Source organism: Marinifilum caeruleilacunae, assembly GCF_013141825.1.
In the GTDB taxonomy this organism is placed as follows: Bacteria; Bacteroidota; Bacteroidia; order Bacteroidales; family Marinifilaceae; genus Marinifilum; species Marinifilum caeruleilacunae.
Genome location: NZ_RZNH01000046.1, coordinates 1 through 26,364, shown reverse-complemented (window position 1 = coordinate 26,364; position 26,364 = coordinate 1). Strand labels below are relative to the sequence as shown.

At 36.5% G+C, this 26,364-nt stretch carries 20 protein-coding genes; 8 read left to right on the top strand and 12 right to left on the bottom strand.

Going from position 1 to position 26,364, the window contains the following annotated elements:
• Window positions 1-6: 6 nt before the first annotated feature.
• From ELS83_RS19350 to bglX, 7 genes are all read right to left on the bottom strand, one after another.
• The gene (locus ELS83_RS19350; protein ID WP_171597196.1) at window positions 7-798 is read right to left on the bottom strand and encodes a carboxylesterase family protein; all 792 of its coding nucleotides are present in this window, start codon (window positions 796-798) and stop codon (window positions 7-9) included.
• Window positions 788-2,176, bottom strand: coding sequence for a glucoamylase family protein (locus ELS83_RS19345; RefSeq protein WP_171597195.1), 1,389 nt, complete (start codon window positions 2,174-2,176; stop codon window positions 788-790). The genes ELS83_RS19350 and ELS83_RS19345 overlap by 11 nt, the downstream gene beginning before the upstream one ends.
• Before the next feature lie 39 nt (window positions 2,177-2,215).
• Window positions 2,216-4,597 carry a glucoamylase family protein gene (locus tag ELS83_RS19340; RefSeq protein ID WP_171597194.1) on the bottom strand — a complete coding sequence of 794 codons (2,382 nt, stop codon included), beginning with the start codon at window positions 4,595-4,597 and terminating at the stop codon, window positions 2,216-2,218.
• A 174-nt stretch (window positions 4,598-4,771) separates the two neighbouring features.
• Window positions 4,772-6,499, bottom strand: a complete 1,728-nt coding sequence (locus ELS83_RS19335) for a LamG-like jellyroll fold domain-containing protein (protein WP_171597193.1) — start codon at window positions 6,497-6,499, stop codon at window positions 4,772-4,774.
• A gap of 55 nt (window positions 6,500-6,554) precedes the next feature.
• Window positions 6,555-8,075, bottom strand: coding sequence for a RagB/SusD family nutrient uptake outer membrane protein (locus tag ELS83_RS19330; protein ID WP_249414514.1), 1,521 nt, complete (start codon window positions 8,073-8,075; stop codon window positions 6,555-6,557).
• A gap of 68 nt (window positions 8,076-8,143) precedes the next feature.
• Window positions 8,144-11,221 carry a SusC/RagA family TonB-linked outer membrane protein gene (locus ELS83_RS19325; protein ID WP_249414513.1) on the bottom strand — a complete coding sequence of 1,026 codons (3,078 nt, stop codon included), beginning with the start codon at window positions 11,219-11,221 and terminating at the stop codon, window positions 8,144-8,146.
• 90 nt (window positions 11,222-11,311) lie between these two features.
• The gene (gene bglX, locus ELS83_RS19320; RefSeq protein WP_171597191.1) at window positions 11,312-13,600 is read right to left on the bottom strand and encodes a beta-glucosidase BglX; all 2,289 of its coding nucleotides are present in this window, start codon (window positions 13,598-13,600) and stop codon (window positions 11,312-11,314) included.
• 364 nt (window positions 13,601-13,964) lie between these two features.
• Here bglX and ELS83_RS19315 point away from each other — a divergent pair, with 364 nt between their 5' ends.
• A complete protein-coding gene (locus ELS83_RS19315) occupies window positions 13,965-16,811 on the top strand; it encodes a helix-turn-helix and ligand-binding sensor domain-containing protein (RefSeq protein ID WP_171597190.1) in 2,847 nt (948 codons plus the stop codon).
• A gap of 217 nt (window positions 16,812-17,028) precedes the next feature.
• Here the strand turns inward: ELS83_RS19315 and ELS83_RS19310 are convergent, their stop codons facing one another.
• Window positions 17,029-17,175 (bottom strand): hypothetical protein, encoded by a 147-nt coding sequence (locus tag ELS83_RS19310; protein WP_171597189.1) that lies wholly within the window; start codon window positions 17,173-17,175, stop codon window positions 17,029-17,031.
• Window position 17,176: 1 nt separating this feature from the next.
• On the opposite strand from ELS83_RS19310, the gene ELS83_RS19305 reads away from it, so the two are divergent.
• The 7 genes from ELS83_RS19305 to ELS83_RS19275 all read left to right on the top strand — a co-directional run bounded on the left by ELS83_RS19305 (window position 17,177) and on the right by ELS83_RS19275 (window position 23,244).
• Window positions 17,177-17,572, top strand: a complete 396-nt coding sequence (locus ELS83_RS19305; protein WP_171597188.1) for a DUF4890 domain-containing protein — start codon at window positions 17,177-17,179, stop codon at window positions 17,570-17,572.
• 121 nt (window positions 17,573-17,693) lie between these two features.
• Window positions 17,694-18,824, top strand: a complete 1,131-nt coding sequence (locus tag ELS83_RS19300) for a sensor histidine kinase (RefSeq protein ID WP_171597187.1) — start codon at window positions 17,694-17,696, stop codon at window positions 18,822-18,824.
• Window positions 18,817-19,530, top strand: coding sequence for a LytR/AlgR family response regulator transcription factor (locus tag ELS83_RS19295; RefSeq protein ID WP_171597186.1), 714 nt, complete (start codon window positions 18,817-18,819; stop codon window positions 19,528-19,530). Before ELS83_RS19300 ends, ELS83_RS19295 begins: the two co-directional genes overlap by 8 nt.
• A gap of 182 nt (window positions 19,531-19,712) precedes the next feature.
• The gene (locus tag ELS83_RS19290) at window positions 19,713-20,459 is read left to right on the top strand and encodes a polyphosphate polymerase domain-containing protein (RefSeq protein WP_171597185.1); all 747 of its coding nucleotides are present in this window, start codon (window positions 19,713-19,715) and stop codon (window positions 20,457-20,459) included.
• 11 nt (window positions 20,460-20,470) lie between these two features.
• Window positions 20,471-21,163 (top strand): DUF4956 domain-containing protein, encoded by a 693-nt coding sequence (locus ELS83_RS19285; RefSeq protein ID WP_171597184.1) that lies wholly within the window; start codon window positions 20,471-20,473, stop codon window positions 21,161-21,163.
• A 26-nt stretch (window positions 21,164-21,189) separates the two neighbouring features.
• On the top strand, window positions 21,190-21,834 hold the full coding sequence (locus tag ELS83_RS19280; protein ID WP_171597183.1) for a DUF2490 domain-containing protein: 645 nt from the start codon (window positions 21,190-21,192) through the stop codon (window positions 21,832-21,834).
• Between the two features lie 12 nt (window positions 21,835-21,846).
• A complete protein-coding gene (locus ELS83_RS19275; RefSeq protein ID WP_171597182.1) occupies window positions 21,847-23,244 on the top strand; it encodes a CotH kinase family protein in 1,398 nt (465 codons plus the stop codon).
• Between the two features lie 183 nt (window positions 23,245-23,427).
• Here the strand turns inward: ELS83_RS19275 and ELS83_RS19270 are convergent, their stop codons facing one another.
• From ELS83_RS19270 to ELS83_RS19255, 4 genes are all read right to left on the bottom strand, one after another.
• A complete protein-coding gene (locus ELS83_RS19270) occupies window positions 23,428-23,601 on the bottom strand; it encodes a hypothetical protein (protein WP_171597181.1) in 174 nt (57 codons plus the stop codon).
• A 236-nt stretch (window positions 23,602-23,837) separates the two neighbouring features.
• Window positions 23,838-25,304, bottom strand: coding sequence for a hypothetical protein (locus ELS83_RS19265; protein WP_171597180.1), 1,467 nt, complete (start codon window positions 25,302-25,304; stop codon window positions 23,838-23,840).
• A 170-nt stretch (window positions 25,305-25,474) separates the two neighbouring features.
• Window positions 25,475-25,810, bottom strand: coding sequence for a hypothetical protein (locus ELS83_RS19260; protein ID WP_171597179.1), 336 nt, complete (start codon window positions 25,808-25,810; stop codon window positions 25,475-25,477).
• A gap of 9 nt (window positions 25,811-25,819) precedes the next feature.
• Window positions 25,820-26,143 (bottom strand): hypothetical protein, encoded by a 324-nt coding sequence (locus ELS83_RS19255; protein ID WP_171597178.1) that lies wholly within the window; start codon window positions 26,141-26,143, stop codon window positions 25,820-25,822.
• Between the last annotated feature and the right edge of the window lie 221 nt (window positions 26,144-26,364).

The following is a 26,364-nucleotide window of genomic DNA, read 5'->3' as shown; positions in this document are numbered from 1 at the left end:
ATTTAATTATTTCGAAAATTGAAACAGCCATGGCAGCAATTCTTTTTCTTTAAAAGCTGGAGTCCAAATGCTGTGATCAAGTCCTGGGTATACTTTAAAACGGGTATTTTGATTTAACTTGTAATGTTCCTCATAAACAGATCGTGAATATTCAATTGGCACAACAGGATCTTTCTCGCCATGCACAAACCAAATTGGAATGTGGGAATAGTATCTCGCCAAATCAGCATTGTGACCTCCACAAACAATATAGGCTGCAGCATACTTGTCTGGCCATCGGTATAGGTATTCCAAACTTCCTATACCGCCCATCGAGATGCCCATTACATACATTTTATCAACATTCACCTTTTTATCAGCAACAAGCTGCTCCACCAGACTGTTTACCAATTGAGACGGCCTAGGGGCAGGATCGCTAACAGGAAATTCGAATACCATTCGATCCGGCTTTTTAAACTTCCTGCGATTGGTCCACATTACATCTTTGGGACATTGCGGAAATACCACAATAGCAGGATAATCCTTTTGGTTTTGTTTATCCCTGAAGATATGTGATCCCAGATGCATCTGACGCTTATTGTCATTTCCCCTTTCTCCTGCTCCATGTAAAAAAAGTATCAATGGATATTGCCTGGAAGAATCGTAATTCAAAGGATACATGATTTGATAATTCAAACTGTCCTTACCTTCCACAAAAACAGATTTGTGAAATTTCCCTCCTTCTTGTGCTTTACCTGTAAGTCCAACAAACAGAATAAAGATCAAGACAAAACCCTGGATACATTTCTTACTTGTCATCTGCTAATCTTTTATTTTCGTTTGAATTTGAATCCACAACAAAATCTAATTTCTTCAAGCCATTCTGAACATCTTTGTTCTTCATGAAAAGCTTCCACAACAATCCAGTTCTGTAATTCTCTATCATAACCGGAATAGGTCCCTGATCAATTGCAAGATATCGAGGTTTGCACCATTTACTGGTATGACTGTATGCATCAAACGGACCATATTTTCCTATTAATGAATCTGCCTCGGTGTATAGATATCTTAGAAACTGCATTGATTCTTTTGGAGTGTATGGGAATGAACTCAAGGCGGCTGTTGGGGCAATAACTCCCAAGTCGCTGTCGCCCGGGTGGTGACCAGAATATCCTTTCATGGAATAGCTGGATGTCAATCCCCATTGATTGGCTCCATATCCCTTAAATTCTTTAGGATTATCAACACAATACTTGTAATGAATTTTAGCATGATTCGTAGTCAATTCCACATAATCAGCATATCTATCCTTCAATCCATTAGGATTTAAGCCCAAATAAGAATAATGCGCCCAAAACAAAGGACCTATTGGGTCATCACCATGTTCGTAATAATTCAAAATGGTTGGTAGTCCATAATAAACTGTATCATTGCTGATTGCACCATTACATGTCCAACCCTCGTGGTATACTTCTGGCTGAACTGCATGCGTAGGCGATGCCGCAGCCAATATGTACATGATCAGACATTCATTATATCCACCAACCGGAAAATCCATTTCCCAATCATATTCTGGTGACCAATGCCAATACAATACATTTTCTCCTTTAGTGTACCAGTCCCATTCTACCTCATGCCACAATTTTTCAATCTCGCTTACCAGTTGTTTTTCTTCCGCATTACCATCTCTGTAATACTCTGCAACGGCTAATAATCCTTGTATCATAAAGGCGGTTTCTACCAAATCACCTCCATTGTCCTTCTTTCCAAATGGTTTTACTTTTCCTGTTTTTCCATTCAACCAATGGGGCCAGGCTCCATGAAAACGATCTGCCTGGGCAAGAAATTTCACAATTTTCTGATAACGCTTTAGGGCATCTTCCCTGCTGATAAAGCCTCTCTCAACACCAACAAGAATGGCCATTACACCGAAACCAGAACCACCAAGGGTAACAATGTGTTGATCCTTATGTGGGTAGATTCCATCCAGATGGATTCGCTCACAAGCCATTCCTGAATTTTCCTCTGCACCATCCCAAAAATATTGAAAAGTCTGATACTGAACTTTGTCTAGCAATTGTTCATCAGTCAATTTGAGATTGCCATCAGCATCTGAAGAATTTGATTTTTTTGTTGATGAAACACAAGCACTTAGCATTGTGATCGTAAGTAAATAAAGTAATATTTTGAATCGCATTGTAATGCTTTTTTTTACCAATTTATTTATAAAATGGTATTATCTGATAATTAATTTTGTTTGAATTGACTGTTCTTCAGTCCTTAGAACAAGAACATAACAACCTGACTTCAAATCTCCAACATTCACATCATGAACCGAGGACATTCGATGTATCAGTTCATTGTAAACTTGTTGACCTTGCAAATTGTATAGTTTGATAGTAACATCTTTACCTGCAAATTCGGGTAATGAAATTTTAAACTGTCCCTGGTTAGGATTAGGATATATGATCAGCTTTGATTTTTTCTCCAATTCAGGCACTGAGGTGATTCGATTGAATCCAAGTTCATACAACCCCTCCTGAACATCACTATCATTCATTACATTTTCCCATAGTAAGCCAGTTCTGTAATTCTCCAACATGATAATAATCGGTCCCTGATCAATTCCAAGGTAATCTTGTTTCACCCAGGATTTATTGTCGTTAAAGGCATCATAGAATCCAAATCGTCCAAATAATTCACTTCCCCTTTCACGATAAAAATATTTCAAAGCTTTCATCGATTCTTCAGGAGCATAAGGCATTGATGCCAAAGCGGCAGTTGGAGCAATGGTTCCATTATCATCATACAATGGTTTATGTGATGAATAACCTTTATCAGGATCATCACTTGAAGTTAAACCCCAGCATTTATCACTGTAATTTTTATGCCCTTTGGGATTATTTACAGCATAGGTGTGATGTATTTTCACAGTATTCACATGCTCTTCCCAATAATCAGCATAGGCATCATATAAATTGTGAGGATCAATTCCCAAATGTGTATAGTGAATCCAGAAAAGAGGCCCTCCATAATCAGGAGCCAATGAGATCTCATACCCGTAAAAAGAACGTGAATCAACCATTCCTCCATTATTGGCCCATCCATTGTCATATACTTCCTTATTGATGCCATAAGTTGGGGATGAAGCAGCCATGATATAAGTAATCAGACTTTCGTTCCATCCTCTAATTTTAAGGTTCTTTTCAAAACCATAATTTGGTGACCAGTGCCAGTACAGTTGATTTTCTCCATCTTTCTGATGCCAGCTCCACTCAATACCTCTCCACAATTCATCTGCTTTCTCTCTAATCTGAACCGATTTGTTATCATTACCAGAAAAGTAATTCTTTAAGGCGATTAAGGCTGATGCAACAAATGATGTTTCAACCAGGTCACCTCCATCATCTTTTGTGCTAAATGGTTGGCTGGCACCTGTATCACCATTGTACCAATGCGACCAGACTCCATGATGCCTATCACAGCTTTCCAGGAATTCAAGCATTTCCAATATGCGATCTTTAATTTCTTCTTGCGGAAGGTAAGTTCTTTCATGAGCTACAATCATGGCCATTAGTCCCATTCCTGAGGCTCCTGAAGCAACAACTGTTCCAGATGCTCTCTCTTTAGACATGCCTGAAGCCTGATCTGCACCTTCCCAAAAATATCTGAAGGTATATTGCTGAACCATATCCATAAGTTCATCATCAGAAAAATCACGAACTTCCGCTTGGCTAGTTAGCTCTTCTGACTGATTGCCGCCAGCAATTGTGTAGATACGATATTGGATTGTGCTATTTCTAGCTTTGTCAGGAATAAAGTCAAGCAAAAAATTCTCCGCAGTTTCAGCTCTTAATTCGTAGGTATTTCCGCCATCAAAAGACGCTTCGATTTTGTAATTTAAATCTTCTTGCGGAGCATTCCACATTAGCTCAACATGAGAATCGTAGCCAACTGCTTTAAATTCTGTTGCAAGTGGAATGAACTCTAAATATTCATAAGTTGTAATTTCATCGATATAAATTAATCGACTGCTGTTATTGGTTTCTGATTGATTAAAGATGATTCCCTTAGTTTGAGTAAAATCCAAATCGGAGTTTTGAGTATCATAAAAAATAACTGATAAAGGAAATCGGATTTGAGTCCACTGATTAGCGTTTACATTCTGATTGTAATCACTTAAAGGATATAATTCGGAAGCATTATCACCATTGCCACTTTTAAGATTCGCTTTTATGGCAATTCTTGGCAGTACATTAGAAGGAATATCTTCTTCTGAATATATGTAAAAAGAAATCGAATCACTGGACGTGATATCAGCTAAGCTCCATGACTTTCTATAAACCGTTGCCTTCCAATTTCCATCGGACGATGAAGTATAATTAAATTTTAATGCCGAATTTCCTCTATAAGAGCTTGTAACACAAGGAATCTTATCATTCCACTGTGGATTTCCAGGTGGATATGTATGTTCAAAAAGGCTATTCCCCAAATTATTGACATCTACAATTCCCTGATCGTAATAGGATGTTGTAGTTCCATCATCAAAAAAAACAACTTGTGATTTAGCCGTTAAGCTTGATATTAAAACTGTTATAAGCAGTAAAATTCTCATCATACAATTATTGTGATATTGGTTTGAAGGGCTAAATCCGTTATTTAATTGTCTTCAAGTTCGACAAAAAGCTTTAAACAGAGTAAATATATTTTGAAAAAAAAGGCTACTCAAACGAGTTTAAGTAGCCTTCCTGATTCATAACAATATGCTATTGTAAAAAATTCACATTGATTTCTATTCCATAGTTGCCATTACCTCAGCTTGAGTAAGAGCTTTATTATAGAATCGAAGTTCATCCATTGTACTTGCATCATATTTATGACTCCATCCATTGAAATATGGATCGCCAGACATAATCGACATGATTTCGCAATTTTCCCAGCTTACTCCTGTAATATCAGCCTGATTTACTGCTTCACCATTAATATAAACAATTGATTGCATTGCTGAAATGGTAAATGCCACATGTACCCATTCTCCATTCACATCAATTTCGCCTCCATCGTTCCAGGCATCACCTGTTCCATTTCCAACATTCAGCTTAATTCTTTGCTTTTCTTCGTTTCCTTCACGGAATAAACGGAAACCATGTTTACGGTTGTTCTGCTTATCTACTTCTTTTCCTTCATCTGGCGCACCAATTACAAGAATACCAGCACGATTAGGAGTTGCATTCACTTTGTACCAGAATGTAGCAGAAATTTCATCGCCAAGGAATCCTACAGCAGGAACAGTCAAATATGCATCTTCTGCACCCATGTACGCTTCGCGAGAATAACTATCATCAGAATAAGAAGGCATTCCTATTGTAGAAGCTGCTTGTTCAGGCAAATAATTATCATTAAATGATAAATAGAATGATTCACTATCAAGAATATCAGGAACATCAGCCATAAGAGCATTTACTTCCTCTGTTGTTAGAGCTTTATTGAAAAGTCTCAATTCATCCATCAGACTGGCATCCGATTTATGACTCCATCCATTGAAATATGGATCACCAGACATAATAGACATGATTTCGCAATCCTCCCAGCTAATTCCAGTAATATCATTCTGATTTACAGCTTCACCATTAATGTAAACAACTGAGTTTGAAGAAGAGATTGTAAATGCAACATGTACCCATTCTCCATTCACATCGATTTCGCCTCCGTCGTTCCAGGCATCACCTGTTCCATTTCCAACATTCAGCTTAATTCTTTGTTTTTCCTCATTTCCTTCACGGAATAAACGGAAACCATGCTTACGGTTATTTTGCTTGTCAACTTCCTTTCCTTCGTCAGGAGCGCCTACTACTAAAATACCTGAACGATTAGGAGTTGCATTTACTTTGTACCAGAATGCTGCAGAGAATTCATCAGAAGCAATTGCACTTACAGGAACAGTTAGGTAAGCATCTTCAGCTCCTTCATAAGCTTCTTTCATCCAACCAGCATCATTAAATAGTGGTGATCCAACCACAGATACCATATCGGTACGATAAACAAATCGACCAATATCGTCACCATCAAATGGCATGTAGAAACTTTCATTTGGTAGTGGCCCAACCATTCCTAGGTCAGTAACACGCAAGAATTTAACGCTAATAGTTGTTGTTTTGTCAGTTAAGTCGGTTGCAGTAACTGTAAGTGTATGTGCACCAACTTCAAGTGTAGGATAAAAAACATCTTTTTTTACCACCATATAATCAGTAAATGTGGTGTAACTTTCAATTTCCTGACCATCAAGCTCAACCACAACTTTCTTCATTTCAACATCATCCTCAGCTGTAAACTTAAAGGTTACCGGTGCAATCTCAAGAGAATCCTGTACCAAATCACCTTCTTGTGGATAATTAATTGTAACGACTGGTGCGGTTTCATCGGCACCTTTTGGCACTTGAGTAATTGAATCCAAATCATTGTCACAGGCAAAAGCAACACACATCAATACTCCGGCTATTAATAAATTTATATTTTTCATAGTTATTGATATTATTTATGAAATCATGTAAAAGTCAATCTTTTACACTAGATTTTTATTCCTGAATCGCATCTTTAAGAATTGGTAAAGCATCCGACTGCTCAAGTGGATATGGCATAAACACCTTATCCTCAGTAAAGCTTCTTCCTTCGTAACTTAGTTCGTCGTATTTACCCAAGCGTACCATATCGTAAAAACGAATTCCCCACTCCATAGCTAACTCAGCAAATTTTTCATCCATTACCTGATCTAATGAAACACCTGATAGGTTTCCTAAACCAGCTCTGGCTCTTATGGCATTAACAGCCTGATCTGCCGACATTCCTGTTCCTGTTGCACCGCTTACCAATGCTTCGGCATGCATCAACAATATCTCAGCATATCGAATTGCTGTATAATTCTTATTTGATCCGTAAGAAGTTCTTCCCGGAATCAATTGAACCGAAGGCAGGTAGTGTTTACCACTTGCAAACATTGCACGTGCGTAATCATTAATTACATCACCATCTCTTGTTGTATTTGAAACAAATGAAGGTAAGTTTGGATATTCACCATCTTTCTGAATTTCTGCAATTCCTCTATCAGTAAACAAAACACTTGTTTCCAAACGTACCGTTTCACCTCTGTCGAGCATGAACTTGATGAATTTGATACTTGGCTCGTAAAATCCCCAACCCGATGAAGCTCCTTCTACTGCAGGAGTCCAGTTTTGTGATCCGTAGAATGCAAATAAATGTCCAATTCTATCACCAGTACCTTCACCAAAATCTGAATATTGAAGTTCCAAAATATTCTCACTACTCAGTTTTCCAGGAGTTTTGAACAATTGGTAAAAATCATCGGCCAATTGATAAGTATTACTTGAAATAATTTCTGAAGTAGCATCGGCTACACCTTGATAGTTCTTTAATTCCAATTGAGCAATTGCCTCAACAGAAAGAGCGGTATATAAGTTTACACCTCCAGGAATATCAGTTCTGTCGGCAGGATGAGTTCTCACTAAACTTGCTTTCACCTCAGCCATTTGATCAACAATGTACTGCATTACCTCAGCCTTTGTCTTCAACTCTAAACCATATAATTCACTAGGTTGTGAAGTTTCAGGTGTCATTATGGTTCCAAACGAACGAGAGATTTGCAACAAACAGAAGGAACGTAAAACTTTTGCCTCTGCAATGTATTGATCTACCAAACTTGAGCTGATACCAGCTTCTCTGTACTTCTCAAACTCCTCAATGGCAGCATTAAATTTAAAAATATCACCATAGAAGTTTTTCCAAACAGAGTTAATCATCCAAAAACCATTATCGTATTTAAAGTCATCAATATCAGCAAATCCTTGCTGGTCTCCTTCTCCACCATGATTAACATCATCGCCACGTACCGCTACGGTTGGTATATCTTCCCAACCTCTTGAAGCCAACTCGGCATATACGCCAACAAGGACATCATACATATTTGATTCGCTCGTATAATCGATCTCTTCAACAAAAGTTCTGTTTTCAGGCAGTTCATCAAGATCATCGTGACAGGCTGTAAATACTACACCAATAGCAAATAGCAGTGTCACTATCATTGTTTTATATATCATTTTCATTATCATATCTTTATGTGTTATCCTTTTGAATATTGTTATCTGCATACTTAGAATTTAATGTTTAAACCTAAAGTATAAGTAGCAGGAATTGGATAAGTTTGTGTATCCACTCCATTAGCTATTTCCGGATTAAATCCATTATAGTCTGTAAACGTAACAGGGCGATCAGCAGTAAATATGATTTTTGCATCAGGCATGTCTACACCCCATAAAGTTTTGTTAGAGAATAAATATGATAGTTGAATATTTTGAATTCTAAAGAATGATCCATCTTCTACAAAATAATTACTCATTTTTTGGTTCCAACCCTTACGCAATCCAGCAGAAGAAACATACTTGTTAGAAGTTCCCTCACCTCTCCATAGATTTTTAGCCAAGTCGGCATCCATGTTTCCATCCGAAGTCCAAAGAATTTCACCACGCTTACGGTTCAAGATCTTGTTTCCACTTTGTCCGTAGAAACTTGCAGATAAATTCCAATTCTTATAATTCACCGAGAAATCAAATCCATAAGTTAAATCAGGGAAGTATGATCCAAGGAATACACGGTCGTTATCATCAATAACATCATCACCATTTTGATTTACATAGCGGTAATCTCCAGGAACCAAACCATTTGCAACAGCTATAGGATCAGCAGCAATTTCAGCATCGTTTTGATACACTCCATCTGTTTTCCATCCATAGAAAGACATTAATGGTTCCCCAACAGCACTTCTTTGGCGGAACTCAGCCTGTCCTGCATCAATATATGCTTGACCATATAGATCTCTTACTTCATTTTTCAGGGTAGACATGTTAAAGCCAACACTATAGCTCCAGTCATCAGAAATTTTATCATTCCAGTTTACTGCCAATTCAAATCCTGAATTTCGAATTACACCAACGTTTCGTAATGTTGAAAAGCTTGTAAAAGGTTCTTGTACTCTAATCGCAGCATTATCGGTGTCACGAACATAGTAATCAGCCTCTACTGATAGTCTTGAGTTAAACAATGTAGAAGTAATACCAAAGTTAGTTTCGGTACTAACCTCCCATTTTAGAAAAGAGTAAATATTTTGATTTACAGTTCCTGGGATCTTATTATCTCCAAGAGCAGCATCTACCACATTTGCCGTAGAAGTACCATCATTTGCAGGAACATTGTTGTTACCAAGCTCACCCCAACTTGCACGCACTTTCAGGAAATCAACGAATGGAACATCACTCATAAAATCTTCTTCCGATAGAACCCAACCAACACCTACTGTTGGAAAATATCCCCATTTTTCCTGGTAAATTGAAGTACCATCTGCTCTAAATGTACCATATAACAGATATTTATTGTCGAAACTGTAGGATACACGACCGAAATATGAAATCCCATATGATTTCGAGCCATAATCGAATACCGATCCTTCTTCAATTGTTTTAGCTTGGTTTAAGTACCATGATTTTTCATCCTGATATGGGAAATCAAGACCTTTTGCCTCAAAACCTACAAACTCATCATTTCGATAAGAATGACCTGCCATAACCGTTACGTTATGCTTGTCGAATGAATCAGTATAGGTTAAAACATTATCAATTGTTTCATTTGTATATTTTTTACTTACTCTTCGGATTGAAGCTTCTTCAGGCAGGCGTTGTGTTTGATATCCAATATCATAAGGCAATCTTACATAACGCTCTGTTAAATCAGAAACATTCTTACTATATGAGGTTTTGAAATTCAGTTTATTAGGAATAATATTGATTTTAGCATAAAAGCTAGCTAAAGTCTTCTGAATATTTAATGCATTCCTATTATAATTCATTGCAACGAATGGATTCTGAGATCCTCTGTAACCCATTGATTTAGCATTCGCCAAGTTATCTCCATCATACACTGGCATAATTGGCACAGCAAAATAGGCAGTTCTCCATGCTCCTGACTCTGGAGCGTTCTTATCGGCATCACTAAAAATTATATTACCTCCAACAGTAATTAATTCATTAACGTCGTAATCTAGCTTTGCTCTTAAGTTCAAGCGAGTGTAATCATTCGGCATATCTAAAATACCTTCCTGATCGAAATAACTTAAGCCCAAGGAGTATATCGCATTCTCAGATCCACCAGCAACATTCAAACTGTGATTTTGAATTGAAGCAGTTCGCATTACCTCATCGTACCAATTTGTATTGGTTGCAGGAACATTAGGATTGTTGTGACTTCTTCCATACTGTTGCATGGATTCGTAAACCTTTGCGATATCAGCATCAGAACCAGATTCCATAATCATTTGAGCATACTGCTCAGAATTAGCCATTTTTAATACATCTGCAGCCACTTGAACACCATAATATCCATCGTAAGTAATTGTAGCTTTCTGGTTTTTCTTTCCACTTTTAGTTTCGATTAAAACTACACCATTAGCTGCACGAACACCATATATTGCGGAAGCCGAAGCATCCTTTAACACAGACATTGATTCGATATCGGCCGAATTCAAAAAATCGATATTGTCATATAAAACACCATCTACAACAAATAATGGATTCTCGCTACCATTTCCTGGATAAGAACCTATACCTCTTACTCGAATAGTTGGAGAATCTCCAGGCGAACCATTACTAACGATTTGTACCCCAGCAACTTTTCCTTGTAAAGCCTGAACAGCTTGCCCGGCTGGAGTTTTCATTAAATCATCAGCTTTAACAGTTGTAATTGATGAGGTTAAATCTTTAACTTTCATTGTACCATAACCAACAACAACAACCTCATCCACCATCTCACTATCTTCCAATAAAGTAATATTGATTGTTGATTGTCCGTTTATTGGATGCGATTGAGTAAGCATACCAATAAAGGAATAGATCAAAGTTCCATCGATAGGAACATTAGTTAAGGCATAAGAACCATCAATTGCTGTTGAAGTACCCAAAGTTGTACCTTCCACGATAACTGTAACACCAATTAATGGTTCTCCATTAGCATCTGCAACTACACCACTAACCGAATGATTTTGAGCCATAAGTACATTAAAAGGTAGTACTAGCAGTAAAATCATAGCCAATATCCTGGTATTCTTTTTCTTAATTGCACCCATTGCTCTTGATGATTTGAACAAATGCGCAAAAACACTTTTCAGAATTTCTGTTAACATAGAGTTATTTTTTATGATTAGTATTTAGGTAATTCTACTTTAAAGACACACTTCTTTTATTATATAAGCTTAATATGTCTGTTACCATTATTAATTCGTTTTAAGCTCAAACTCGGTTTTTAGAGTATTATCAGCTGAATGAGAACCTATCCAAAGTCTAAATTTTCCTGGTTCAGCAATCAGTTGTTTATTCATTCCTAAAAATTCAACCGTATGTTTATCTATTGTAAAACTTACAGTTTTTGCTTCTCCTTTTTCCAAATGTATTTTCTTGAACCCTTTCAACTCCTTTACAGGCCTTGTAACACTAGCAGTAACGTCCTGTATGTAGAGCTGAACAACCTCTTCTCCATCATATTCTCCGGTATTTTTTACTTCTACAGTAACATTAATATTTCCATCGTTGGTAAAAGAATTTGAGCTCATTCGTAAAGATTGATACTCAAAGCTGGTATAGCTAAGTCCATATCCAAAAGGATACAAAGGTGAATTTGGTACATCTCTGTATGATGAAAGATAATCTACACCACTTCCATCAACATAAGGTCTTCCCGTATTTTTGTGATTGTAATAAATAGGAATCTGACCAATGTTGCGAGGAAATGTCATTGTAAGCTTTGCTGAAGGATTATAGTTCCCAGAAAGAACATCAGCAACTGCCATTCCTGCCATTGTTCCAGGATACCAGGCTTCTACTATTGCTTCCACATTTTCATCTTCCCAAGAAAGATCTAACGGACGACCATTGAAGAGCACAAGAACAATTGGTTTGTTTGTTTTCTTCAAAGCCTTCATTAATTTCAATTGTGGTTCAGGCAATTTAATATTTGTACGACAAGCAGCTTCTCCAGACCAATGGTAGTTTTCTCCCAATGCCAACACAATAACATCGCTATTGGCTGCAACACGCATTGCCTCTCTTAATCCTTTCATATCATCCTGATCGTCAAGACTACACCCTTTAGAATAGGAAAAGGAAACATTACTATTGGCATAACGATCTCTCATCCCTTCATATAAGGTAACACTTTCGTTTCGATCTCCTCTTATTGCCCATTCACCATTTAAGCTATTTCTTTCCTTTACCATAGGGCCAATTAGCGCCACTCTTTTCTTATTTTTTGGAGATAAAGGAAGCAGTTGATCTTTATTTTTTAGTAACACAATCGAGCGTTGCGATACTTTCAATGCTTGTTCAATATGATTCGGATTACCAACAAATTCCTTTGCTCTTTCTTCGTTCATGTATTTGTATGGATTATCAAAAAGTCCAAGCATGAATTTCATTTCCAAAATTCTTGCAGCTGCTCTGTCAACAACCGATTCTTCAACTTTTCCTTCCTTCACCAATTCTTCCAAATGTTTGGTAAAAGCCATGCTCTTCATATCCATGTCGATTCCTGCGTTTACCGCTTGCATTCCTGCCTCCTTCAAATCTTTTGCATAGCCATGATCAATCATTTCCTCGATAGCAGTATAATCGGTTACAACCATACCTTTAAAATCCCATTCATCACGCAGAATATCGGTATACAGATATTTACTTCCAGTACATGGAATTCCATCTATTTCATTAAAAGCTGTCATAAATGAACCCACTCCTGCATCAACAGCAGCCTTAAAAGGAGGAAGGTACGTTTCGCGTAAGCGATAATCCGAGATATCAACGGTATTGTAATCACGACCGGCTTCTGCTGCGCCATATGCGGCAAAGTGCTTTGCACAGGCAATCATGGTGTTGGTTTTTGCCAAATCTTTATAAGTGCTAATTCCCTGAAAGCCTTTCACTCTTGCACTTGCTATCAGACTTCCCAAATAAGGATCTTCACCTGCTCCTTCCATAACGCGTCCCCATCGAGGATCTCTTGAAATATCAATCATAGGTGCAAAGTTCCAGCTTATACCATCAGAAGTTGCTTCAATTGCAGCTGTCCTAGCACTCTTTTCCATTAAGTCCAAATCCCACGAGCACGATTCTGCCAATGGAATAGGAAAGGTTGTTTTATAACCATGAATTACATCAGCGGCAAACAATACAGGAATATTCAAGCGCGATTTTTCAATAGCGTATTCCTGAATTTGTCTTAAAGCATCTACAGAAAAAACATTGAATATACTCCCTACCAACCCTTTGTCAACATATTCACGAAAATCATCTCCAGTAGCTGGCCCAGTTAAATTTGTATGTCCAGAGAATTGAGCCATTTGCCCAACTTTTTCTTCAAGAGTCATTAATGAAAGCAAGGAATCCACCTTATTTTCAATTATCGGATCCTGGCTGTAACTCTTCCATTCTATTTTATCTTTTGTGGAATTAGATTTACATCCAACCAGTAAAGCTCCGACAACGATTACACTATAAACAAACTTATTCTTCATTATTCCTATAGCTAATTCTGTATTATAATTTCTTTAATTTTCCTAATTTATTATTACCTCTGTTTAAGATTGGAATTTCTCATTTGCCAACCGAAACCCCAAACATCAAATCAGATTGTAAGCATGCATTGTAAAAGTAAAACTGAAGTAGCCTGATACCAAAAAATTACAAACACACGAACCATACACCTCATACAAACACCACTACAACACTACAACATTTTATTTTTTAATGCTTATTTTCAATAATTTACAATTAATTATTTTGTTGTTTTTTTCTAATTTATAAACAATCTCATTTGTAGCTATTCAATGAAAATTCTATATTTGGAATATCCCATTACTCACTAACACTTCCATAATCTTGAGCAATACATCGTTTTATAAAGTCATCATTTTTATAATCTATTTGTTGATACCAATTTCCGGTATCGCAAAAGATTACAGTCCGGTAATTATATATTACCCTAGAAATGAATACCATTCCAAGAGTCAGAACTGGAGCGTAGTAACTGATAAAAAAGGGAACATATACTTTGGCAACAACGATGGATTACTCGAATTCGATGGATTTGACTGGAAATTACACAAGTATCCAAATACAGTAAATACCAGATCTCTCTATTACGATGCTGAAACAGACCGAATTTACTCTGGTCATTACGAAGAAGTTGGATTTTGGGAAAGAGATATTTATGGCAATCTTTCTTATAATAGCCTGAAAGAACAGTTTGATCAAGAATTTTTAACCAACAATAGCTTTTGGTCGATCACAAAACAGGATTCAATTGTTTATTTTCAATCATTTGCTGCAATTTTAACCTATAATGAGTCGACAAAAACGAGCAAATTACTTGCACAACAAGGTGCCTTCTTGTTCTTGGGCAAAGCAAATAAGAAGATCTATTCCAAATCCAGCGATCTGGGTTTAATCACAATCAAAAATGAATCATTCAACAGAATGGGTTCCGTTGATTCTGTTAGCAACTCTACCTTGCGATTTTATCTTGACCACCATGATGGAACACTAATAGGGAGCGCTGAAAATGGTTTATTTATCTTGAAAGATGACAAGATAAAGGAATGGAATGCAGAAAGTAATAAATTGCTAAAAACACAAAACATTAACTGTGGAGTAAAGCTAAACAATGGCGACTATGCCATTGGATCCATATCGGGCGGATTATTTATTCTGGATAAAAACGGAAATATCCTATATCAGGTTAACCAGCATAACGGACTAGAAAACAACACAGTTTTAAGCATAGCAAAAGACCAGCAGGATAATCTTTGGTTGGGTCTCGATAATGGAATTGCTCATATCATAGTCAACTCTCCCCTGCATTATAGGGTAGACAAAAAGAACATCCCCTATTCCATCTACTCCGTAATTGAACACAAAGGGTATTGTTATCTGGCCACCAACACAGGCTTACTATTTGCGAAAGCCAAAAGTGCGAAACATCTTAATTTTAGTGAACTAAAGCTAATGCCTGGTATCAATGAACATATTTGGAAATTAGATGTAATTGAAGGTGAATTATTATGCGGTTGTAACAATGGATTATATGCAATCCGCAACAACAAGGCAGTTAGTATTTCAGGAAAATCAGGAGTTACCGACTTTTCACTTACCTGGCATAATGATCAAAAATACCTGGTTGCTTCAACTTACAACGACCTTTATGTTTTTCAGTTGAATAACAAGGAGTGGGAATTTGCACATAGCGTTAAAGGTTTTTCGGGTACTTGCAGATTAATTGAAATAGACAATTATGGATTTGTTTGGTTGAGTCATGAAGTAAAAGGGCTAACCCGACTTAAACTTGATAAATCTTACAGCGAAATTTTATCTTCTAAATCCTTTGGTACCGATGATGGACTGCCAAGCGATTATCATCTGGATATTTTCAATGCAAATCAACACATTGTAATTTCTACAGATATTGGTTTGTACACGTTTGACTACATCCAGAACAAAATCGTTCCATTCAAAAAATTAAATCGAATTTTATCTTCATCTGATAGAATCAACAATATAATTTCTGAAGGAAATAATCATCTTTGGGTTGTTGGCGACAGACAAATATCTTTGGTACAAAGTGATATAGACAGTTTATATATTAAGCGAAACTATACTATTGAAGAGCACTTTAGCCTCACCGATAAGTTCCAAAGTTTAACAACTGGTGGCAGCAACACTTATTTTTGTCTTGATAATGGCTTTGCAATGGTTAATAAGGATTATCAAAAAAACGAAGTTAATGATGAACTTTTCTTTACCAGAATAGAAATTCAACAATCACCATACAAGGCCCCATTATTATTACCTCTTCAGCCCAATTCAAAAATCAATTTAAAAAAGAACCGAAGCAACATCACTTTCACATTTAACACAAAGTTTATTAAAACTTATAAGCCAATTTTTCAATACAAACTAACTCCTGAACAGAACGAATGGATTGATATAAACCAAGGCAATACTCTTAGTTTTCAACAGTTAGAATCTGGAAATTATACCCTATACCTTCGCTTTATGAATGAAGCAGGCAAATATTCTGATGAAATAAGTTACAAATTCACCATTTTGCCATTAATGCTATCCTATACATACATTCCTATTGGTTTGCTTTTAATTGTCCTATCAATTACATTGATTTCCATTGGAACATACAAGAAAAGAACCAGCAAAATAAAAGTGAAACACAGTAAGCAACTGCAAAAGAAAGAACAACAAGTAGAGGTTCTTAAAGAAGAGGTAAAAAGAAAAGAATTGGAAAATCTGGAAAACCAATTAACTATTTCTACCAACGAAATCTTAAAAAGAGATGAAGCAATTGGAGCAATTAAAAAGGAACTAACAAAAGCCTACACAGATCTGCGAGGTAGATTCCCACAGAAAAACTACAAAAAGATCCTGGAAACAATTGAATTGCAAATGATCAACAATGAAAAGGATCGTGCCAATTTCGAGCAACATTTTATGGCATCTCAAAACAGGTTCTACGATAACTTAAAGCGAGATTTTCCTAAGCTTACCACAACCGATTTGCGACTATGCGCCCTGCTGAAAATGAATTTGAGCTCAAAAGAAATTGCAAGTTATCTTAACATTGCACACAGAAGTGTAGAGGTAAGTCGATATCGTTTAAGGAAAAAACTTAATTTGGATACTGATACGAGTTTATTACACTTTCTACTTAAATACTAAGAGACAATTTTAAACATCAATTAACAAACAAGAAGTACCTAATGCTAAAACAGCTAGGTTCCATTTTTACTATAAGAATAGTTGTAAATTCATAACATCTTACAACAAATTCAAAATATCCTAAATTTAATTTATACCAGACACCTATTCGGATACCAATAAAACCTTTATTACTGATTTTTAAATACTTACTCCCGAACTCTGACTCCCTGCAGCTCTAACAAAAGGCATCATCAATTGCCAACATTCCCCATTCATTGATAAAATCGCCCCATTCGTTGATTGCATTTTTCATTCTTCGATCTACTCCATTATTTAGCTGCTGCAAATGCTTAGTAAAACGAATAATTAAAAATTTTAGCAAAATGAATGTAATCAAAGCATCGGCCATTCTATTTATGGCAATAGGAATGTTATTTAGTAGCAATTTGGTTCAGGCACAGCGCGGCGGCCAGCAAGGTCCAAAACCTATACCCAACTCTACTCAAATTAAGAAAATGATTCAGGAATTGGTTTCCACTCTCGATTTGAATGCAGATCAAAGCAAAGAAATTTCAGATTTGTATACAGCTCATTTTGAGGATGTAAAGGAGATATTTGAATCGGGCAGACCTTCGAGAAAGGAGATGGAAAATCTGAAAAAGAAATTTGAAGAAGATATAAAATCGGTACTATCAGAGGAACAGCAAGAGGAATACGAAGAGTACCTGGAAAAAAATAAATCGCAGCGAAGTGGACCGCCTCAAAGAGGTAGAAAATAAATATCATGCAGTAATCAGTTGTTCTTATCTTGATAGCTGATTACTGTTCACTGCTCACTGTATACTGATTACTAACAATTTTTAAATACTTTTACATATAGAACACTTTTACCATTCCACAATGATTACACAAAAAAGAAGCGAGAACATTACCTATGCCATTCTCTGGGCCATGGTGTTATCTCTTCCGGTATTTACATTAAAAGGTGGAAATGAATTCAATTGGAATAGAGTTGTTTTCGAATGGATTCGAACCCTTCCCTTTTTATTGATATTTGTTATCAACAACAGTTTGTTGGCTCCTAAATTATTGCTGCGAAAGAAACATGTTATGTACCTTGTTTCGATCGTTTCAATTGTATTTATATTGTCTGCATTTAATCATCTGCCCCGCATTTTGCATAGGGCTTTGTTTCAAGCGCCGGTTCCCAGGGAAAGACCAATGAAACCACCCAGGCAAATTAGTCCAAGGGATTTGCCTTTTCATGGCCCCATGAAAAAAAAACCTATGAATCCAACACCTGCAAAACCCAGGGATAAAAAACCATTATCCTATCTCATATTTGAGAACATGATTATTTCCTTTTTGGTTGTTGGGTTTAATAATGCTATTAAACTAGGCATTAAGCAGCAGAAAGAAGAATTGCTACGCGAAGAGAAAGAGAAAATGCACCTGGAAACAGAATTGTCTTTTCTTCGTCAGCAAATTAGCCCGCATTTTTTCATGAACACCTTAAATAACATTCATGCATTAATAGAAATGGATCAGGTAAAAGCACAAAAATCGGTCATAGAGCTTTCGCGATTAATGAGATACTTGTTAAAAGAATCGCAAGAGGGAATGGCTAGCATTAAGGAAGAATTTGAGTTTCTTACTTCCTATATCGATTTAATGAGTATTCGATATTCGAACAAGGTGAAGATTGATATGGACCTAAATCTCACCAATGATTCCATAAAAATACCTTCACTCCTTTTTATTTCATTGGTCGAAAATGCGTTTAAATACGGCGTAAGCTACAATCAGGAATCCTATATTTACATACTTGCTTTTCAGGAAGAAAAGAAACTAACATTCGAAGTTGCCAATAGCAAAAGCGATAAAAAAAATGTAAAATCAAGCACAGGAGTAGGTTTGGTTAACCTGCAAAAACAACTCGATTTGTTATTTGGCGAAATTCACACTTTCGATGTTATTGAAACCGAAAAAGAATACCGTGTAAAACTGATAATTCCATTACAAGATGATTAAATGTATTGCCATAGATGATGAACCTTTAGCTCTTCAACAAATATCAGGATATATTGAAAAAACTGGTTTTCTGGAACTAATCGGATGTTTCGACAATGCCATTGAAGCCCTGCAGTTTATCAATACAAACGATATTGATTTGATGTTTTTAGATATCCAAATGCCAGATTTAAATGGCATGGATTTGGCCAAATCGCTGGAAAAAAAACCGGAAATTATTTTCACTACAGCCTATAGCGAATATGCTGTTGATGGTTTTAAGGTAAATGCGCTGGATTATCTTTTAAAACCATTGGATTATGCCACATTTTTAAAGGCAGCCAACAAGGCACAAGCACATTTCGATTTGTTGGAAAAAAGCAAAACCGATCTTCAGGCCAACTCCAATCACCTGTTTATAAAATCGGAATATAAAATTATTCGTATCGAAATTGAAAATATCCTCTACATTGAAGGCATGAGAGAGTATGTTCGTATTCATCTTGACAATGCCAAGCCAATTATGTCGCTGCTTAGCATGAAGAAAATAGAACAAAAACTACCCGATGATTCTTTTATGCGTGTGCACCGCTCCTACATCGTAAATCTGAAAAAGATAAGAACCATTGAGCGCAACAGGATTATTTTCGACGATGTATATATTCCTGTAAGCGAACAATACAAAGCAAAATTTCAAAATTATATCGATAATAACTTCCTGATTTAATTCAGGTCAATACATCCATTCAAGTTCAAAGAATGCCTCCTGAAACTTTATTCAAGAGGCATTTTTTATGCCTGCACATTTCATGATACCAATTCGTTGATAAAATCACGCGATCTGTTGATTCCTTTTCGCCTTCGAACCTCTGTGTAATATTTTTGACACATACCAAACATCTGAAGAACATGAAAGTAGAATCATTCGCACCTATCCGATTGGAAGAGATGGACAAAGTACAGCTAATGAACAGAACCGATAGAAAGTTTTGGTTCCACATTTCTTACCTACCCGAACTTCTTCGAACAATAGAAGACAGCTACTACATTTTACACATTGGAGGAAAAAGTTGCCTGCCATACACAACCACTTATTTCGATACTTGTGGCAATAAAATGTTTTCGGCCCACCACAATGGCAAACTGAATCGCTTCAAGATACGCAAACGCACTTATGTTGATTCTAAAATCGCCTTTTTGGAAATTAAATTCAAGAACAACAAAGGCAGAACCGTAAAAAAGCGAATTCCCACAACATTGAATATGGATTGCTTCTCGAGTGCCGAAGGTCAATTTATCGATCAGAACACACCTTATTGCTGTAATGATTTGCAAGAATCTCTTGTGAATAAATTTACGCGTTTAACCCTGGTAAACAAGAATTTCAAAGAGCGTTGCACCATCGATTTAGACCTGCAATTTGAGATCTCAAATCAGTATGCAACGCTTGACAATTTGGTGATTGTAGAAATTAAATCAGACGGAAAATCGAAGAACTCGCCATTGGCTTTGGCCTTAGGTCAGCATAAAATTAAAGAGAGTGGCTTTAGTAAGTATTGCCTTGGAAGATCCATAACAGATCCCTTGCTCAAACGAAATGCATTCAAAGCAAAGTTAAGATCACTCGAAAAAGTGACAAATCAAGTATTCATATAAACCCCCTACAAATGATCGACTACATCAGTGTAACAGACACAATTACAAACGCGATACCAGCAGTTGAGGAAGTTGCCAACTGGGAAGAGCAATTGCGCTTCCTGGGTATCAAAATAATTAACGTAGGTGATTTTATCGAACTCATTGTTCGCTTCACATTAAACACCTCATTAATCTATTTGGTAACTCATTTTATGTATGCAAAAAATAGCAGTCGAAAAGATTTCTATTTCAGCTACCTGGCCATTGGAGTTATCGTATTCCTCCTTTGTTTCCTGCTTAATAGCGTAAAGTTAGAACTAGGTTTTGCCTTAGGTTTATTCGCCATTTTCGGTATCATCCGATACAGAACCGATGCCATCCCCATTAAAGAAATGACCTACCTGTTTATTATTATTGGCATTTCGGTAATGAATGCTCTTTCGAACAAAAAGGTAAGCTATGCCGAGCTGGTATTAACCAACGCATTAATTGTTTACGGATTATGGTACCTGGAAAAACGATTGATGTTGAAGCAGGAGAAATCGATTAAACTGATTTATGAGAAAATCGAAAATGTAAACTCAGAAAATCACGAAGCCATGATGATCGACTTCCAGGAAAGAACCGGAATCAACATTAGCAGGTTCGAAATTGAGAAGATCGATTTTCTAAGAGATGTTGCCGAAATCACCCTCTTCTACAATGTGAACGGACAGAAATAATAAATCATTCAAGAAAGTGAAGAAACATGCATATCAATAAATCCTACTACATTTTATTCCTGATGTTTTTCTGTTGCTTTAGTGCATTAGCCCAGGAAACAGAAAATGAAACTGAAACCAGAACTTCGTTCACGCTTAGTACAAAGCCTGTTAAAAACCTAAGGCTTAGCTTTAGCCCTGAATTGCGATTTGATGAAAACTTTTCGCTCGACAAATATTTCCTGGAAGGAAAAGCCAGGTACAAAGTCAGCAAGCATTTGTCCTTCGATGCCGGATACCGATTCTACGCTAACGAACGAGACAATAAAGACACAGAATACTACAGTCGTTACGAATTGGGGACCAAGTTGGAAAGATGGATCTGGAGAATCGAATCCTCATTAAAAGTAAGCTATACCAATAATTCCGACGACGATGAAGATGGCAAGTTTTTGCGATACAGGGCAAAATTGAAATACGACATTAAAAAGTGCAAATTCACACCTTACCTGGGTGCCGAAGCATTTCACCAGCTGAATGAAAGCGACTTGCACAAAATGAGATATTTTGTTGGTGTTGACTACAAACTACGAAAGAAAAACTTTCTGTGCTTCAACTACAAGTTCGACTATTTTATGAACGAGTATAAAAACAAGCACATTCTAAGCATTGGGTACAAATTGAAATTTTAAAATTATTCTATCATGACAAAGTATTATACATTCTTACTGATATTTGGTGCAAGCCTGTTTTTTGCTTGCCGCAGCGATGAAAACATTACAGAAAGCACCGAAGAAGAAGAAGAAGAAGAAGAGGAAGAAGTGATTGTTGATACAGAAACTTATCCCGACTGGACAGAGGCGACACATAGCAATGATGCCGAATTGAACTACGATATTGTATTCAATCAGAATGAAGTGCTTCGATTCGATATTAAAATCGATTCGGATGATTGGTCGGACATGCAGTCGGATTTGGCTTCGAACCTGGGAAGCTCGAGACCAGGACAGCAGAACACCTCCGATTTCGATCCGATTTGGGTGCCTTGCTCATTTACATTTAACGATACAGAATGGTATCATGTAGGGGTGCGATTTAAAGGGAATTCCTCTTTACAATCAGCTTATCAATCGGGGAACAATAAGCTCTCTTTTAAATTGGATTTTGATGAGTTCGAAGACGATTATCCATCGCTAAAAAACCAACGTTTCTACGGATTTAAACAATTGAACCTGAACAACAATTTTGATGACGAATCCTTAATGCGCGAGAAAGTTGGGGCCGACCTGTTTCGCGAGTTTGGTTTGGCATCGGCAAATACTGCCTTCTGCGTAGTTTATGTTGACAAGGGTTCGGGATCACAATATTACGGGGTTTACACTTTGGTTGAAGAGGTTGACGACACAGTAATTGAAACCCAGTTTAGCGAAGGAACGGGCAACCTGTACAAGCCCGATGGCGATGCTGCAAGTTTTGCCCAAAATACCTACGACGAAGGCGAAATGGAAAAGAAAACCAACGAAGAGGAAGGCGATTACTCGGATGTAAGAGCATTGTACGACATGATTAACAGCAGCAACAGAAGCAGCAATATTGCCCTCTGGAAAACAAATTTGGAAGCCGTATTCGATGTAGATGGATTTTTAAAATGGCTGGCCGCCAATACAGTCATTCAAAACTGGGATACTTATGGCAATATGACCCACAACTACTACCTGTACAACAATCCGGATACCAAGCTGTTAACATGGATTCCCTGGGATAATAATGAAGCCTTTCAATACGGAAAACAATCGGGTGCATTAAGCTTATCGCTTAGCGAAGTAGGATCGGCTTGGCCATTAATTAGCTACATTGTTGCCGATGATGAGTACAGGCAAGTTTACGATGATTACCTGCAAAGCTTTGTAAACGAAGTGTTTATTCCTGCAAAAATGAGCGAAACTTATACAAACCATTATAAGCTGATTAGAGAACATGCCTATGCCGAAGTATCGGGTTATTCATACATTAGCAACGATTCTCAGTTCGATCAGGCAGTGGAAACTTTACAATCGCACGCCCAATCGAGAAAAGATGCGGTTGATTCTTATCTGAATTAAGCCACAATTTGATTTCAAAAAAACAATAAGGCATTCTGCAATAAATGGAATGCCTTATTGTTTTTGCACCAATTATAATTCCTCTGAAAACAGCTGCGCGTGAAACATCGCACCAGCAGACATTTCAAACTCATGTTAGCTGGGTGTTGCTGTTTATTACGCTTCAATTTTATTGTTTGGAATTTAGTTTTCTCGAAGCTTCATCTCCTCGTAAGTAGGATAATCTGTAAATCCTTCTTCTCCGCCACCGTAAAAAGTGGAATGACTCTCGGAATGTAATTCGGTCAATTCATAATCCTTTTTGAATCGATTTACCAAATCGGGATTGGTGATAAAAGGCTGACCATAGGCTACCATATCGGCAAAACCCCTCGCTGCCGCACGAATCCTTTCGTGTGGCCTCTACCAAATCCAAATTGCCCCTTAAAATTTCTTTTTCACACTCCCGCTAAGGCAACTTACAGCCCACACTCTGCTATACAACAGACCTTACAATCCAAAGAACTAGCCACCAACACTCTGCAAATGGCTTCTGGTTTCTTTTTGCAATAACAAATCATAGGCTTATTGCTATTAGGAAAGTTTTTATTCTTCTAATAAAACTTTCTTAGCACATACTTTTTTTCCTCTTCAATATAATAACCCAAAACATAAAAATTATTTACTTTAAAAAAGGTTTGCGTGGAAGGAGGTGTTTCGATATTATTGGCAAATTTCATTAATTTATCGAAAGGATTTTTGGCCGGAATTCCTTGTAAATGTTCTAAACTGTTTCGATCTAAAAGACTTTTAAAATAGACAGAACGACTATTTGCATATGACGAGTACGAATACATTGTATGATTTGGAACTGCCATATACTTGCCTCCAGAAGCTAAAGGTACAGCCAAAGCTCCAAACAAACCTGCAAGCAAAACATCCCCAGTTGATGGCGAAACATGCTCATTAATACCACCAACGGTAAGCTGTAGTATATCCTTGTTGGGATAAACACTTATACCTATAGCTCCAGAAAGTAATTTGCGTAATACTTGCTTTGTTTTTTCCAGTTCTTTTTCTCTGCCTCCTGCACCTGAACCAACTGCCTGAATTAAAGATGAATTTTTAAAATCTATATCTTGCGCATTTCCTACTCGATACTCCTTCAAAATTTGTTCAGTCTTGAAATCCTGAATTCTGAGACATAACTCATTCTTACTAACTTTTAATTGAAATAACTTATTATCATACAGATAGGAATTTGATAAAACCCTCGTATTATTCACATCCCCTCCATGTGTAAATGTTTTTGTCTCTAATGAAAAACTCTCTAAATCAATGCTAACAATCAATGTCATGTCATCATCATCATCAAATGTTAATAACATCTTATCCTCATGACAGTATATTTTTTTATCGTTTGAAGTTATATCCAAAGGATTAGGATCACCGTTTACAATCTTCTCAAAATTAGAATCAATAACAGGTTCTGGAGTATCGTATAAATCATCTAAAATTACATTCGAATTGATTTTATTAGGCAATATATTGCTAAAATCATGTTCGACACAGATCTTCATCTCACAATCTTCAAACACACGTAGCTTATAAATTGATGCAGTGAATATTCTACTTAATACATAAAACTTGTTTTTATAGCATATCGCTTCCAGATACTCCTCTTTGCTAAGTTTTATTGGTACTTTTTTCTCTTCACTTACTTCTTTATTATAATTAACTGTTTTTACAAGAAACTCTTTATTTCTTTTATTTGTAAAGAATAAGTTGTAGTTGTCGTTTTCAATTGTATGCCCCAAAAGATGCTTATACTTACCATTAGGGCGCTTACATCTATATGATTTGATAAAATCAAATGCCTGGTTATAAACTTGTACATTAATTGTGTCATTATCCATTAAAAATAACACTATATCTCCACTCTCCTGATTTACGATAGGATACACTTCTCGCTTATCCGATAAATAAGTTCGCAGTTTAATTTCCTGTTCATTTAAAATTTCTTGAGCAAAAGAGGTTACAGAGGTTAAGACTAAAGCGATAGTTAGAATATAAAATTTCATGTATTAATTAAGCTTGTTTAAATGATTATTTTTCTAGCCATAAAGCCGCAGAATTATGGCAATTGCGTACTTTCTGTACTCACTATATTTCCTTTATTTTCTTCGAAAACTGGTACGAGTGAAACTCTCGCACCAGCAGATAGTGCAAACTCGCGCCATCCGGTGTTATTTTAAAATGTTAGAACCATATGAATCGTAATAACATAATGGGAATTTGAAACTTCATTAATCCCTGAGTAAATCACATAATTAGTCTTTTTTACACTTCGTATTTTATAAAAGTTAATGAAACCACCACAGGGAGCTTTAGAGTATATTCCTAGCCCTAAAAAATCTTTGTATTCATCATACTTATTTTCAATATTACCTCCTAAAAACTGACTATCTATAATTTTATTAAACTCAATTTTCAAATTATCCTCTCCCAAAATAATTTCTCTGGTTTTCTTGTCTTTGAGATTATCAAAAACAAATTCATTTGGACTAAATTGCTTTATGATTTTCATGGTTAAAAATTATTTTAATGGAACTCCCGGTAAAAATTTTATTTTTGGTTCAAAATTCAATATTTGAAATTGTTCTAACCCACCTCTTTTACCAAACGCACCAAGAGTTCTAGATCTTTGCAATGTTACTCCTTCAGGCACTATAACTTCTTGTATAAAAGTAGCTCTATTAGTTTTTGGTAAAGCTAATCCATGTCTTGCGTAAGAGCTTGATTTAGGCGGGACTTTCGTAAGAAAAGCTCCTCCATTGGGATTACTTGAAAAAACTCTATAGTATTTGGTGGGTTCTTTCGTTGTAAATGATACAATTTTTCCTCCAGCATTTGGCACCATTCCTTGAGGTAGCGCTTGTAAACTCGTATTAGCAGTAACTTTTTTACCCCCAGATGGTCCGAGTTTGTATCGGCCGCTGGCGCGAGCTCAATGTCATTAAGTTAAGGTTATTTCACAAAGCATCACGCTGATTTTTAGTAACCTTTGGTTTGACTCTATTTCTGTATTTATCTTTATGCCGATTAAAATTACGATTCGGTCTTATTGGAATTAAATTCTTA